This is a genomic window from Amazonocrinis nigriterrae CENA67, from assembly GCF_016056305.1.
Taxonomy (GTDB): Bacteria; Cyanobacteriota; Cyanobacteriia; order Cyanobacteriales; family Nostocaceae; genus Amazonocrinis; species Amazonocrinis nigriterrae.
The window spans coordinates 91,769-103,610 of record NZ_JAECZC010000081.1; the positions used below are offsets into that span (position 1 = coordinate 91,769).

An 11,842-nucleotide genomic window follows, 5' to 3' on the forward strand; every position below is an offset into this window, starting at 1 on the left:
GTTTCACCACACCAAATTGAAAATTTGGTGATGCTTCTAGGTGCGCTACTGCACCACACTGATTGCATTCTGACCTCTGAATCCTTCTTCAAGGCTGAAATTAACTCTACACAAATTTGATTACGTGTATAGTTTGATAACTATAAAAATATTTCATGATGGCTATAACTCAAATCATCATGTTGATTGAATATCAAATTATACATAACTTAGCAAATATGAAATCAACATATTTATTAAGAGTGATCCAATCAAACTAAAATGTGTTATTCTTGAAAGGCAAATATTTTCATAAGCCATTCATGTAACTATAATCGTGATTTGGTTGACCTGTAGCTCATCGGTGTGCAACATGATTAGAGCAGCATACTCTAGAAATTCGTTGCAAGAAAGTCGTCATCGCAGTCGGGGAAGTGCTTACTTGTTTGCACCGATGGTGAACTTTAATGTGATGGCCGAAGTAGGAGATAATCCACCCTAATTTATCTTTTCTTGGGTAATAAAATTAAGAAAAATTCCACAATTACATTTTCATATGTGGGCAAAATTATTCCTAAAATTTGAGAGAACCACATAGATGTGTCTTTGTGTTGAATAAAATTTGTTGAATTGGGTTGTTCAAAAAACTAAAATGTTCTGACAGGAAGCAGCTTGAACATCAACAGCTGTCTTGACAGATGTTTATTGAGTAATTCAAGTTTGCTAGAAAAAGCATAATCAACCTGTCTAAAACACCCAATTTTACAATTGAATAGTCTGGGATGAAATGCTGTAACTCATCTAGTTGTATATTGGCTTAAAAATTTAGTTTGGCAAAGCGGCAGTATTTTCGCTCGCTGTGATATTCAAGTATTGCCACAGAATATTTTGTCAGTTAACACAATTGATGTGCAGGCTAATCAAGCAACTTTTGTGCATATTAGTTGCAAAATGCAATTTGAGAGTTGCTGATATCTTCAAATCCAGACTTGAGTTTTACCAAAAATTGGTAAGCCATCTAAAATTATTGGGAATTTTGGTATCACTGTAAAGCAAATTCATAGCTTGGTAAATATCAGGATAATTGCTACTACCAAAAGACAGGATACAGTCCCAGCATACTTTCGATACTGTCAACAACAAATTATCTGAGAGATATTTAGCCATGAATCACAAGCGATACTCTTCAAAATGGCAGCGCTTACAAGAATTATTATTAACCACTTTGTTAGGAGATATTCCGACGATCGCTTTCGGCCCCAAATTAAGAAATTTAGGATACCGGATGATTTTTGCCCAGATAGATAGCCCAATTTATATTCAAAATGGTGTGGAATTTATAGGGGCTGGTTGTATTCAAATAGGCAAAGGAGCATATATTTTCAAAGGTGTACGTATCGATGCCAAAGGACACGAAAATAATCGGATTTATCTGGGAAATAGAGTCGCGATCGAGCGCAACGTTGATATAGGCTGTTTGGAAGACACATACATCCATATTGATGAAGAAACTTTCATCGGCCCCGATGTTTGTATTGCTGGGCCTGGAGACATCAAAATTGGTAAAAACTGTATGATAGCAGCCCACTCAGGAATCTATGCCAACAATCACAATTTTGCAGATCCGATGCAGTTAATCAAAGATCAAGGTATTACTCGTAAAGGAATTGTAATTGAGGATGACTGTTGGCTAGGACATGGGGTAACAGTATTAGATGGCGTCACCATTGGTAGGGGTAGTGTAATTGGTGCAGGAGCAGTTGTCAATAAAGATATTCCTCCCTTTTCTGTTGCAGTCGGTACGCCAGCGCGAGTCATTAAAAGCCGAATAGCCAAGGATTTGGTGACATCTGCTGAGTGATGGAATGCTTTCGGTGCAGGGGTGCAGGGGAAGCAGGGGTGCAGGGGTGATGAAGAAATTCCACTTTATCCCCCCATCCCCCTGTCTCCCCAGCCTCTTGTTTTTAGCTGCATCTGGAAACTTATGCTGTTAGTCAACGTCACAAGAGAATTAGTTAACAACTAATTTCAAAAGTGCGTCTACAAATCAGACAAACCAAAGTACCAGCTAAAAGTTTAACTAGGGTAGGCGCACAAGCGCCTACCCTACTTTACAAAAACCAATTCTTGTAGAGTAAGCTATGCTAGTGTAGACATCGAAACTTCAGCAGCAGCTTGTTATCAGACAAGTCATCTCAAAAAAGTACGAGATTTGGGTAAGATAAAGGAGCTATCTTTTCTGCGTGGCAGATACCGAGAGAGAGCTTTTCTTGTACGACCCTTGGAGATATTTCGATGCTGACTTTAAAAATCGCTGTTTATATTGTTGTTGCTTTCTTTGTGACCATTTTCGTCTTCGGATTTTTGTCAAATGACCCAGCTCGTAACCCCGGTCGTCGGGATTTAGAGTAAAAGCCAGACAAATCATCCGCGACTGCCGGAAGGCGGAAAGCACTAGCTATAAAGACACTTGTCTCAACAAGACGGCAGTTGCTATAACGGAGAAACCTTTCCGAAGTTTGTCCGGAAAGAACCCCTCCGATGCTCGTCGCTCTTGGGCAAAGACTCATTCATGGGGCTTCTGTTTGCAACACAGTGTCTTCTTCCGGGCGGCTTGCTGCATGTAAGCAAAAAGCAAAAGTCGGAAGGCTAAAAGTATAATTCATCCTTCCGGCTATCAATTGGCTATTTGCTAGCTTGATTGTTTTTACATATGCTTCATTCAGTTCCACCGCCCGCATTGCCTGCTATTCTCGAACCTGTACAACCGACCAATTCCATCACATCTGCTAGTAAAAGCCAGTTGACTGCAATTGTAGAGACTGACACTAGCAGCACAGGAAGTAAACAAAAGTCTCAACTAAAACCACAAACGCCGCAAACCATCATCACGGCGAATAATGATAATTATCCACCTTTAACAACTTCCATTGATGCCACTAGGCAGAACTCAATAGTTGGCGGAACTTTAACAGCACCCAATACGCCGCAAACTTTCCCTCCAGAATTTTCTCCTCTAGATGCTTCTAGAAGTGCTGCGAGTTTGGGGGAGGTACAGGCAGTTGGTTATCCGATGCAGCAGGTTAAAGTCTCTAATCCCCAAGGCGAAAGTAGCCCAGATACGACTATTGCTCCTAGCCTGATAGATAAACAGAACTTATTACCGCCCCAAAACCAAGTTTTAGCTGAAAAGTTAGCCCAACAAACACAGCCAGTTAATATTACTGCACAACAGTCTGGTGAGAAAATCAACCTCTCTGTATCTACTGATGATACTGTACCAAATGCACCAAGTTCTCAACCAGTACAAAATGTCATAGAATTTAAGTCTCGCAGTTCAGCAAACGAAACTGCAACGCCTTCTAGCATAGAATTCAAGTCACCCACCCAACCAACCCAACAGCCTGCACCTGCCAGCACGCCGCCAGCAAGACAGAGAATTGTAGAAGTGACATCTGATAGGCAGGAGTACGATGAACAACGGCGAATTGTCACAGCCGAAGGGAATGTGGTAGTGCGATTTGATGGTGCAGTGGTAGACGCCGATCGCTTACAAGTAAATTTAGACAACTTGATCGCCGTTGGCGAAGGTAATGTGGCATTGACAAGGGGCGATCAAGTATTACGAGGAGAACGCTTTACTTATAACTTTGTCCAAGACAGTGGCGAACTCGAAAATGGTAGGGGGGAAATTAATCTACCCTCAGCCTCAACAGACTTTGCTTTCTTACCCGCAAATGTGGCAACACCTGGTGGAGTGCCACAACGTCCACCAAGCGATCGCATTCGAGCCAATCAGCCTGTTTCTGGTGTCAGCAGTCCGGGAGGCATTGACTTTGTATTAGGGGGTAATAGGGACGCAAGTAACCTCCCACCGCCAAAAGTAGGGGGTGTAATCAAACGGGTACGGTTTGAAGCAAAACGCATTGATTTTTATCCGCGAGGCTGGCAAGCAAGGGATGTACGCATTACCAATGACCCGTTTTCGCCTCCAGAATTAGAACTGCGAGCAGATAAAGTGACTCTGACGCGGGAAGCTCCCTTAATAGACCGAATTAGAACACAGCGACAGCGTTTAGTATTTGACCAAAAATTCGCTCTACCCATCCCAGTGGATCAGCAGACCATTGACCGACGGGAGCGGGAAGTCACGCCTGCCATTGTATCCCCTGGTTATGATGGCAATAAGCGGGGTGGTTTATTTGTGGAGCGTAGCTTTAAACCCCTGGATACAGAACAGGCAAGCTTGACCGTCACGCCTCAGTTTTTCGTGCAAAAAGCTGTACAAGATGGTTCAACTGATATAGCATCACTGTTTGGTGTCAAGTCCAGGCTGAATGCTGTTTTCAGTCCCAAGACTTCACTGCAAGGTTCTGGGGAGTTAACCAGTTTTGACTTGGACGAAGTGGAGAACAATCTCAAGGCAAGTCTGCGCTTGCGCCAGCTATTAGGCGATCGCAATCCCCATACCCTCAATTTAGAATACAGCTACCGCGATCGGCTTTATAATGGTACCCTCGGCTTTCAAACTGTCCAGAGTAGCCTTGGTGGTGTGCTTTTGTCTCCGGTAATTCCTTTGGGTAAGAGTGGCATTAACCTCACCTATCAAGCAGGCGCACAGTATATCAACGCCAACACTGATCGCCTAGACTTGCTAGAACCAATTCGAGAAAACAATCGCATCTCACTTGGTCGCTTACAAGCCAGCGCCGACCTCAGTACCGGCTTGTTGCTTTGGCGAGGCAAACCATTACCAGCCACCGCCACCGAGGGATTACGATACACAGCTAACCCTGTAGTTCCTTATTTGCAGGCGATCGCTGGCATCACAGGCACTACTAGCTATTACACTAGTGGAGACAATCAAAGTACCCTCACTGGTAGAGTTGGCTTAATAGGGCAGATTGGCAATTTCTCTCGTCCTTTTTTAGATTATACCGCTTTTAATATTATTTATTCTCAAGGGTTAAACAGTGGTTTATCGCCCTTTTTGTTTGATCGTTCTGTAGATAACAGAGTGTTAAGTGCCGGAATTTCACAACAACTTTACGGCCCATTTCGCTTAGGTTTTCAAACTTCAATTAACTTAGATACTGGTGAACAAAGTAGCACCGACTACTTTGTGGAATATACCCGCCGCACTTATGGCATCACCTTGCGTTACAATCCGGTGCTGGAATTAGGTGGTTTCAGCATTCGTATTAGTGACTTTAACTGGACTGGTGGCACTGATCCCTTTTCTGGTGGTGAAGTTAAGCCAGTTGTGAATGGTGTGCAACAGGAAAATTAAATTCGTAATTGGTAATTGGTAATTGGTAATTGATAATTGGTAATTGGTAATTGGTAATTGGTAATTGGTGAGAAGGTAATCATGAACAAAATACTGGCTACTGCTGTTGTTTTACTTGGTTTAATTACCTCTGGCGTAGCTGTTGCTGAAACTCAAAATCATCCAGTACACCCAAGACCAAACTTTGAACCCCTTTCCAAACCAGAAACAGTTTCAACTCCAACATCTAATTACAGCAGATATCCGGACAACAGCAATAAGACAGAAGCCCAATTAATTAAGAAAGAAAGAATAATCAAGGGGCTTAAAAAAGGATTACAGCTTAAGCAAATCAAACTTCTGAAATATTCAGAATATCTTACTAATAGAAAAGAACTTGGAGGTAGCATTTTAGAAAATTTGATGGTTCATCCTAATCGTTTAGTGTGGGTTGCTGAAATCGAGGCACCGGAAGGCAGTTTAGAAGTGCGTCAAAGTAATGGACAAAACGTAAAATTCAAGACATCGAAAGTATTCTTAGTAGTTGATGCTGAAACAGGCGAACACTTAGATACAGATATTTTTGAAGTCCCTTAAATAATTGCTGTCATTGTTGCATGATTGAGGGAAAGAGTACACTTTTCTTAATAGAGTTTAGTTCTACGTTTTGTACTGCATTTACTTGCAAACTGCTGTATTTTCCAGACCTTATACCAATTCTCTAAAATCCGGCAACACATTCAAACACCGAAACCCAGACTATACCTGAATTTCTTAATTACGAATTACCCTCCGGGTGACGCTCCTGCGTCGCTAACGCTGCGCTAACGGCAGTTACTCCACTTGGGGAAACCCCAAGACCGTACTGCCTCACGAATTACGAATTACGAATTGGTTTTAAAGCGATCGCTCCCTCTCGCCCCACTCTTGATGACCAGCGTCAGCCGATCCACTTGACCCAATTGTGTGTAATATTTGACAAGTCAATCTCAAGTTATCAAAAGTTTCTAACAATTTGTAAATGAATATTAATAATAAAATAAATAATTTAAGATAAGGTCAAGTAAATTGATAGAAAAAAATATCATAAACGTCAAAAATAATGGATAATTTCTATAAGGCAAAAACAAGAAAAACCATTAATTTTGGATAAAGTTTTGATGTCAATCAACTGCTCCTAACTTCAGGTGAGAATTCAATATATAGAAAACTCCAACCGTATGAAGATGGAGTTTTTGTGAATGGGGAATTGGGTATGTATAAGGAGAAAAAGTTCCAATTCCCTATTTACTATTGGTCTTGAGAATCGGAAATCGGGAATTGGGAATTAGGGATTAAAAATTGGGAAAAAAGATGTAAGTTGTTCATCCCAGTCCCCAGTCCCCAAAGAAAAATTAACAAAGAGCAAAGATGTATATGGCTAACAGCAGTGCAATTACAGCAGCGGTTCGATTGAGTGAAAAGTTACCTTTTCCGCTCAAGCGTTTAGCAGATTTAGCTTATAACTATTGGTGGTGTTGGACTAGCGATCGCATAGCGTTATTCCAAACTATTGATCCCCAAGAATGGGAACGCTGTGGACATAATCCAGTGGCAATTTTAGAGTCATCTAGCTACGAACGTCTCACCCAGTTAGCCGAAGACCCATTTTACTTAAAGCAGATTTCCGCTCTCACGCGTGAGTTTGACACATACATGGCACAGAAAGATACTTGGGTGAGTCGTGTTGCGCCGCAAGTATCCCAAGACCGCCCCATAGCTTACTTTTGTGCCGAATTTGGCATCCATGAATCTCTGCCGGTGTATTCTGGTGGCTTGGGCATTCTCGCCGGGGATCACCTGAAATCCTCATCAGATTTGGGTGTACCGCTGGTTGGTGTCGGCTTGCTATATCGCCAAGGTTATTTTCGCCAACGCTTGAACCGCCACGGTTGGCAAGAAGATTATTATCTGGATAATCCCTTCCAGCGGATGCCCTTAGAGTTAATTAAAGACGAACAAGGGCAACCGCTGACTATCCAGTTAGAAATTCGCCAGCGACAAGTAAAAGTGCAAATTTGGCGAGTGCAAGTTGGGCGGGTAAGTCTATATTTACTAGATAGCGATCGCCAAGACAACGATCCCATCGACCGCTGGCTAACTGGACATCTATACGGCGGTAACTTAGAAACTCGCATCGCCCAAGAAGTCGTCTTAGGAATTGGCGGGGTGCGTGCTTTAACAGCTTTGGGAATTCAACCTTCTGTCTATCACCTCAACGAAGGACACGCCGCCTTCTGTACTTTGGAAATTGCTAGACAAGCAATTGAACGTACAGGTAAATCCTTCTACGACATCGAAGCCGAAGTACGCAACAGTTGTGTATTCACCACCCATACACCCGTTCCTGCCGGTCACGATGTCTTCTCCCCAGATTTAATCGACTCCTACTTTGCTCATTACTGGCCACAATTGCGACTTTCCCGCGAGCAATTTTTAGCATTAGGCGCACGACGACTAGGCGACCCTTGGGAACCCTTCGGGATGACCGTTTTAGCTTTGCGGATGTGTCGTGCTTGCAATGGCGTCAGTGAATTACACGGCCAAGTTTCGCGCAAAATGTGGACAGTTCTCTTTCCCCGGCGGTCTGAAGCCGATGTGCCAATTGGTTACATTACCAATGGCGTACATGCACCTACTTGGACTGCTCCTTTATTGGCTGATTTGTATAATCAATATTTAGGAGCAGACTGGAAAACCCGTGCTGTTGATCCCCAGATGTGGGCGAAAGTTGATGAGATTCCCGATGAAGAACTATGGTCGCGTCATCTCATCCTCAAAGACAGACTCATCGCCTACACACGTTATAAAGTCAAGAAAGCGCGAGAACAGCGTGGTGAAGATTACAAACTTATCCAAGCCACTGATAGCCTACTAGACTCCAACGTCCTGACAATTGGATTTGCCAGACGCTTTAGCCCTTACAAACGCGGCGATCTGATTTTACGTGATGCCCAAAGAGCGTTGAAGATTTTTGGTAATGCCCAACGTCCAGTACAGATTATCTTTGCAGGAAAAGCTCACCCAGCCGATGAAGAAGGCAAGCGAATTATTCAACGTTTAATGGAGTGGTGTCAAAATTCAGGCATTCTCAACCGAGTTGCCTTTATTGAAGACTACGACATTTACACCGGGCAAAAACTAGTACAAGGTGTAGATGTGTGGTTGAACAACCCCCGCCGCCCTCTAGAAGCATCCGGTACAAGCGGGCAAAAAGTCTGCTTCAACGGTGGGATTAATTGCAGCGTCCTTGATGGTTGGTGGTGCGAAGGTTACCAAGCCGATGCCAATGGTAAAGGAATTAACGGTTGGGCAATTGGTGAAGATGCTCATACCAGCGACCAAGAACTGCAAGACCGCATTGACTCACAGTCGTTGTATCAACTGTTGGAAGAGGAAATTGTTCCCCTATATTATGACCAAGATGCCAATGGCATTCCCCACCGCTGGGTGCAGATGATGAAAACGTCGATTAAGACGAATGCGCCACTATTCAACACAGACAGAATGATTGCCGACTACGTTTCACAGGTTTATGTCCCAGAAATTGCTACTCGTGTAGGGCCTATTTTGGCTAAGGTTCTGCTGTAAAGCATTTTAAACTTCCTGGTTCAATAGAGGGGTGGTTTACCTGCCCCTTTTTTCTTGTATCAAAGATATGGAAATTACAAAACTCAAGGTTCGACCCTATCAGTTAGATGACGAACAACAGGTTATCGAGTTATGGCATCGTTGCAATTTAGTTGTCCCGTGGAATGACCCAAAACGCGACATCGAATTAAAATTGCAATTTCAGAGGCTATACATCAAGCTAAAGAAGACCTAATGGTTCGTGCTAATCTCAAAGGCAATAATCCAGATGTGGGCGTTGACCCAAATGGAGAGATTTTTATTAAAATAGGTAAGGGTAAATACTCTGGAGATTCGATAGTAAATATTTTAGATTTCTGAGAATAATACTGTTAGTCAAATAATAAAAAGTCATGTCTAATAATAATCTTGCAACTTTAGTTATAACTAGTTCTGTCTTAACGACTCAAGATATCACAAATTATTTGAAAATCAATCCTAATAGAAGCCACGAGAAAGGAACTCCATTAAACCCAAGAATTCCTGATAAGAATATTCGCGATGAATCTTCTTGGATGTTGCGAAGTAAATTAAATCAAGAAAATTCTTTGGAAGAAAAGATAAATGAATTACTGGACATTGTTCAAAGTAATTTAGATTTGTTCAGAGAAATAGAAAAATATATTGATGTTGAAATATATTGTAGTCTTTTTTTAAGAGAAAAAAGCAGTACTTTTTATTTGTCATCAAAAACGCTTGCTAAAATAAGCGCAATTCCTATTGATATTATTGTTGCTATATATCCTTATGATGAGTCTGAACAAAATTAACCCTAGATTTGTCATAACATCTGAAAAAGATTATTTATCTCACAAATAAACATCCTTTTTGGTTGACTTTGTTAGATTACATCTCGGCTTTATTGCGGAATGATCGCGCTACTCCTCCCACTTCACCAACACCCCATCCGCAGTCACCAATCCCCACTGCGGAAACTTCGCCACCAGTTTCTTGATAACGATCCGCAAAGCTGGATGTCCTGCCAGCACTCCTACAAGAAGTCAAAGCCTGGATTTTCTTTTAAGACCTCTGCCGTTTTTATCTTCTCCATCCTCCAGGGTCGTGCCTTAGATCGACTATGCATTAGTCGCATCTTTCTTAACAAAAGAGCGAAAGGCTAGGATTTAAATACAGCAGTAGTTTGATCTATACAAGCCAAGAATGAACACAAATGATCCGCATTAAAAGTAATGGAAGTTAACAGTAATATTAAAGATATTCAACAGAAAATAAAGAAAAGTAGAGTTGAGTAAAAATTAACTTATAAAATTCCTGTTGTGAATAGAAAACGCTGTAAGTTAGTTACAGTAATAGTTTTAAAACAAATTAGGACAAAAAATAGCAACAAACAATTGTTAAGAATACAAAAAATTCCTTGCCAAACCCATATCTGCTGACGATCGAGATTGATTAACCAGGCTAGTTGCGTTTACTTAATTTTTATTAACCTACTTATTAATTTATATGCGTATATGGCAAGCTGATTTTTATCGTAGTCCACAGCAAGATGCATCTGGACAGATTTTATGGGAATTATCGATTTGTGATGCAAATCGTAGCTTTGAATATGCAGCTACTTGTCCTCAGTCAGCAGCAAATTCGAGTTGGATTGCTGCTCAAATTCAGCTGGCGGCTGGTGAAAATTTACCAAATATAATTCAAGTATTTCGCCCTCAGTCTTTAAGTTTAATACAAGCGGCTGGACGCAATTTAGGTATTAATGTTGAAGCGACTCGTCGCACTTCGGCATTGAAACAGTGGTTACAAGAAAAACAATATACTTTAGCCCTGGATAAACCACCACCCGCACCATTACCAGAAAATTTGTGGGGGGAAGAATGGCGTTTTGCGACACTCCAGGCTGGTGAACTAGTGGATGTATTTGCACAAAGGCTAATCCCCGTTTTATATATGCCAGAATTTCTTAAACCTATCAATCTGGGTTTAGCGTCAACACTTCCTGTACCTGGTGTAGTAATCTATGGAGGTAGGCGATCGCTACGTTTAGCCAAGTGGTTAGAAGAAGCACAACCAGTAGCATTAAATTACATCGCTGGTGCGCCGGATGGCTTAATATTAGAAGCTGGTTTGGCAGACAGATGGGTTGTGGCAACTTTTACAGATGCAGAAGTCGCTGCTGCTGCTAAAGTTTATGAACAGCGAAAACAACAAAGCCGCGGACTGCATTTTTTACTGGTGCAACCTGATGATTCAGGGATGACTTACAGTGGCTTTTGGTTATTGCAGCAAGAAGATTAACCTACGAGTTACTTACGAGTTACTATTGATATAGTACAGCTTGATATCTACTTTTTGATATCTACTTTAGATATGAAGAAACTTTCAAGTGTAATTTTTTCAGTTGCTTTAACTGTTTTGTCTGTAGGTACATGGGTAGCTTTTGCAAATTCAGCAAATGCTGGCGATGTTCGCGGTAATTACCGCAACAATAGAACTTATGTTAGACCATACTATCGCTCGAACCGAGGTTTTAGATATTACACACCATCACCTGAAAATAGACCATACTATCGCTCTAACAGAGGTTTTAGATATTACACACCATCACCTGAAAATAGACCATACTATCGCTCTAACAGAGGTTTTAGATATTACACACCATCACCTGAAAATAGACCATACTATCGCTCTAACAGAGGTTTTAGATATTACACACCAATACCTAAAACTATTATTTATCCTGCTTCTCCCTCAACTGTAACTGTCCCTCCTGCTATTTACCCTTCACCTGTAACTGTCCCTCCTGCTATTTACCCTTCACCTGTAACTGTCCCTCCTGCTACTTATCCATAGTCTGTATATACAGACTATTTCTGCATCAAATTAACTTTTCTTTGTGTCTTACACCATTTTACGAAAAGCCTGATACAAATTGTTCACCCCTGCTCCCCTGCTCCCCTGCTC

General features: G+C 41.6%; 12 protein-coding genes. 11 read left to right on the forward strand and 1 reads right to left on the reverse strand.

Translation table 11 applies throughout. The annotated features are described in order from the left end of the window. The first annotated feature begins 352 nt into the window (after positions 1-352). From I8748_RS35885 to I8748_RS28280, 9 genes are all read left to right on the forward strand, one after another. Positions 353-481 (forward strand): hypothetical protein, encoded by a 129-nt coding sequence (locus I8748_RS35885; RefSeq protein WP_263976908.1) that lies wholly within the window; start codon positions 353-355, stop codon positions 479-481. Between the two features lie 663 nt (positions 482-1,144). Continuing rightward, positions 1,145-1,840, forward strand: a complete 696-nt coding sequence (locus tag I8748_RS28250) for an acyltransferase (RefSeq protein ID WP_198127821.1) — start codon at positions 1,145-1,147, stop codon at positions 1,838-1,840. 434 nt (positions 1,841-2,274) lie between these two features. Beyond that, entirely contained in the window at positions 2,275-2,391 is a 117-nt protein-coding gene (locus I8748_RS28255; protein WP_015114068.1) for a photosystem II reaction center protein I, read from the forward strand. Positions 2,392-2,692: 301 nt separating this feature from the next. Beyond that, a complete protein-coding gene (locus I8748_RS28260) occupies positions 2,693-5,269 on the forward strand; it encodes a DUF3769 domain-containing protein (protein WP_198127822.1) in 2,577 nt (858 codons plus the stop codon). Positions 5,270-5,350: 81 nt separating this feature from the next. Then, entirely contained in the window at positions 5,351-5,845 is a 495-nt protein-coding gene (locus I8748_RS28265) for a hypothetical protein (protein ID WP_198127823.1), read from the forward strand. Between the two features lie 819 nt (positions 5,846-6,664). Continuing rightward, positions 6,665-8,878 (forward strand): alpha-glucan family phosphorylase, encoded by a 2,214-nt coding sequence (gene glgP / locus I8748_RS28270; RefSeq protein ID WP_198127824.1) that lies wholly within the window; start codon positions 6,665-6,667, stop codon positions 8,876-8,878. A 67-nt stretch (positions 8,879-8,945) separates the two neighbouring features. Beyond that, positions 8,946-9,113, forward strand: coding sequence for a GNAT family N-acetyltransferase (locus I8748_RS28275; protein WP_198127825.1), 168 nt, complete (start codon positions 8,946-8,948; stop codon positions 9,111-9,113). Then, positions 9,113-9,238, forward strand: coding sequence for a hypothetical protein (locus I8748_RS35890; RefSeq protein ID WP_263976915.1), 126 nt, complete (start codon positions 9,113-9,115; stop codon positions 9,236-9,238). The genes I8748_RS28275 and I8748_RS35890 overlap by 1 nt, the downstream gene beginning before the upstream one ends. Before the next feature lie 32 nt (positions 9,239-9,270). Further along, positions 9,271-9,687 (forward strand): DUF4279 domain-containing protein, encoded by a 417-nt coding sequence (locus tag I8748_RS28280; protein WP_198127826.1) that lies wholly within the window; start codon positions 9,271-9,273, stop codon positions 9,685-9,687. 76 nt (positions 9,688-9,763) lie between these two features. Here I8748_RS28280 and I8748_RS28285 read toward each other — a convergent pair whose 3' ends face one another. Next, positions 9,764-9,922 carry a hypothetical protein gene (locus I8748_RS28285; RefSeq protein WP_198127827.1) on the reverse strand — a complete coding sequence of 53 codons (159 nt, stop codon included), beginning with the start codon at positions 9,920-9,922 and terminating at the stop codon, positions 9,764-9,766. A 459-nt stretch (positions 9,923-10,381) separates the two neighbouring features. Between I8748_RS28285 and I8748_RS28290 the strand changes: the two genes are divergently transcribed. Together I8748_RS28290 and I8748_RS28295 are read left to right on the forward strand one after the other, a co-directional pair. Next, complete coding sequence (locus I8748_RS28290; protein WP_198127828.1) at positions 10,382-11,176, forward strand: Tab2/Atab2 family RNA-binding protein; 795 nt, start codon at positions 10,382-10,384, stop codon at positions 11,174-11,176. Positions 11,177-11,248: 72 nt separating this feature from the next. Then, positions 11,249-11,731, forward strand: coding sequence for a hypothetical protein (locus I8748_RS28295; RefSeq protein WP_198127829.1), 483 nt, complete (start codon positions 11,249-11,251; stop codon positions 11,729-11,731). The last annotated feature ends 111 nt before the right edge of the window (positions 11,732-11,842 follow it).

Bases quoted from the DNA above. Each gene is read 5' to 3' on its own strand.
- I8748_RS35885 (WP_263976908.1), top strand. From the start codon at position 353: ATGATTAGAGCAGCATACTCTAGAAATTCGTTGCAAGAAAGTCGTCAT.
- I8748_RS28250 (WP_198127821.1), top strand. From the start codon at position 1,145: ATGAATCACAAGCGATACTCTTCAAAATGGCAGCGCTTACAAGAATTA.
- I8748_RS28255 (WP_015114068.1), top strand. From the start codon at position 2,275: ATGCTGACTTTAAAAATCGCTGTTTATATTGTTGTTGCTTTCTTTGTG.
- I8748_RS28260 (WP_198127822.1), top strand. From the start codon at position 2,693: ATGCTTCATTCAGTTCCACCGCCCGCATTGCCTGCTATTCTCGAACCT.
- I8748_RS28265 (WP_198127823.1), top strand. From the start codon at position 5,351: ATGAACAAAATACTGGCTACTGCTGTTGTTTTACTTGGTTTAATTACC.
- glgP (WP_198127824.1), top strand. From the start codon at position 6,665: ATGGCTAACAGCAGTGCAATTACAGCAGCGGTTCGATTGAGTGAAAAG.
- I8748_RS28275 (WP_198127825.1), top strand. From the start codon at position 8,946: ATGGAAATTACAAAACTCAAGGTTCGACCCTATCAGTTAGATGACGAA.
- I8748_RS35890 (WP_263976915.1), top strand. From the start codon at position 9,113: ATGGTTCGTGCTAATCTCAAAGGCAATAATCCAGATGTGGGCGTTGAC.
- I8748_RS28280 (WP_198127826.1), top strand. From the start codon at position 9,271: ATGTCTAATAATAATCTTGCAACTTTAGTTATAACTAGTTCTGTCTTA.
- I8748_RS28290 (WP_198127828.1), top strand. From the start codon at position 10,382: ATGCGTATATGGCAAGCTGATTTTTATCGTAGTCCACAGCAAGATGCA.
- I8748_RS28295 (WP_198127829.1), top strand. From the start codon at position 11,249: ATGAAGAAACTTTCAAGTGTAATTTTTTCAGTTGCTTTAACTGTTTTG.